This window comes from Marinifilum sp. D737 (genome assembly GCF_026672275.1).
Taxonomy (GTDB): Bacteria; Bacteroidota; Bacteroidia; order Bacteroidales; family Marinifilaceae; genus Marinifilum.
Map to the genome: position 1 here is coordinate 1 of NZ_JANQCD010000082.1, position 2,033 is coordinate 2,033.

Sequence of the window (2,033 nt, forward strand, 5' to 3'; positions counted from 1 at the left end):
TTCAACAACATCTTCTAAGTCGTGAAATTCCTGGTATTTTCCATTGCTTAATGTAAGCACCTTGAATTTAAACCCATATTTTTCCCAAGGGTATTCTTCGGCCTTACCTATTAAGACTAAAGTAAGTAAGAAGGCAATGACCAAAATTTTTGTTGACTTCATAATTATTAATTTTTAATAGCAATCTCAGCTACTTTACATTTTAAACAAATAATATAAAAACAAATCCTGCTTAATACTGCAATAATTTAGTTAACATTACTAATCCTATAATTAGATTCAGCATAATTAAAAAACGTATATGTTATCTCATCTTTTTATAACATTTCATCAATTAAGGTGAATCCTTGATACATTTAATTAGTTCTACTCTAATTCCAAAATTCTTCACCTGAAGGATCAGGCATATTAACTCTCTCACATTCTGAGTTCAAATTTATAATGATACCACAAGGAATCATTTGCACAACTCTTTTTTTATTCTTAAAATTTAAGTCGTAAAATGATTTCCCAAACTTTTGTATTGCATATTCGTTCCTTACATTCTCAATCGTTTGAATAAGAATATGAAAACACGAAAAGATGGTTTTCCAATCAGGTTTTTCACCTGTGGAATCATCAATAACTCCTGTATTTATACTAAACACAGCTTTTTTATTCCAAATACAGTTATCCTTAAATGCAAATTCTCTTGCCATTATCTTTAAATCCAGAAGACTAACAATCTTATATCCAATCAAAATAGAATCTCTGCTTTTAGTACATATTTCTAATAAGTTATTAATCTCCAAAGGGCGATATGAATCTGTATAAACTCTTTTATAATACCTCTTTGAAATCATCCTCTTATTTGTATCTACTTTGTCTTCAATAAAAATCCAAGTATCACTCTCAGACAAAATTCTTTTATTCAAGGATTCACAAACAGTATTAAACAATGATTCATCTCTCATGTTGTATGCTGATTCAAATAACATTGTGATGCTATCTGTTTTTTCTAATTCTGAACTAGGTTCCTTAGAATCTCTAGTACTATTAATTATTCCACAAGAATAAAAAAACAGGACAATAATTACGATTAATAAAAATCTCATACTATAAAGAATTGTTTATTAATAATCTAGTATATTGGAAGGGGTATAGTTTATTTTATTATTGGGAAAAGCTTTATTCCAATTTTTCTTTGTCAAATGTGGAATATATACGTAAAACTTAATGTTCGGATTAATTTTACGTAGGCTTCTAGCATACCTTCTATCACCTCCAGATACTTGAAAATCATTTGCCGTTGCGTTAGGGTGACTGTGAAAATCTAGCAACATACTTTCAACACTATAACCTTGAATTTTTTGTAATGTTGGTGCCTGTGTATTTTGATGTAGTGTTCCAAGAACCATACGCCCTCCAGTAAATTGGTTCATAGACCACTCAACATTAGAATTACCCGCTACAAATTTAAAAACTGATTGTGCATCATTCTTATTTGTCGTCTCAGCGTAGTTTCCTTGATATACATACTTATCTCCCCAAACTGCATCATTTTCTTTAAAATCTGGCCTTTCCTGAGCTAATTCAGGCAATAGAGTTTTATCTTCTACTTTCTGCCCATCAGATTCTGTAATTCCTTCCTGTCCATCCGTATCCTTTTTGTTACCCTCATTATTTACAGTATACAAAACATCATACTTGTCATCCGTTTTCTCTAATAAACTTATATAACCATTTTCATCGATTCCATAGTTATCAACATACATACCATTGGGATCAATAAATTTTATAGGGTTATTCATTGTATAATTGTACGGAGACCAACTTGAATATTCTTCCGAAAGCGGATCAGGACACATCCAACGACTAACCAAATGTGGAGTCATACCTACATTCATAGCCAGGCTGTCCTTTTGTACAAATCCAACAATTTGATTCGTTTGTGTATTATATAATATCGAACCAATTTCAACAACATCTTCTAAGTCGTGAAATTCCTGGTATTTTCCATTGCTTAATGTAAGCACCTTGAATTTAAACCCATA

The 2,033-nt window shown here is 30.8% G+C and carries 2 protein-coding genes; both read right to left on the reverse strand.

What is annotated here, in order from left to right; translation table 11 throughout:
- Positions 1-371: 371 nt before the first annotated feature.
- Positions 372-1,094, reverse strand: a complete 723-nt coding sequence (locus NQ163_RS20475; RefSeq protein ID WP_268192174.1) for a hypothetical protein — start codon at positions 1,092-1,094, stop codon at positions 372-374.
- Positions 1,095-1,112: 18 nt separating this feature from the next.
- Positions 1,113-2,033 (reverse strand): JAB-like toxin 1 domain-containing protein (locus NQ163_RS20480; protein WP_326493341.1); only part of this gene is annotated, 921 nt, incomplete at its 5' end.

Coding starts and splice junctions, on each gene's coding strand:
- NQ163_RS20475 (WP_268192174.1), bottom strand. CDS start 1,094: ATGAGATTTTTATTAATCGTAATTATTGTCCTGTTTTTTTATTCTTGT.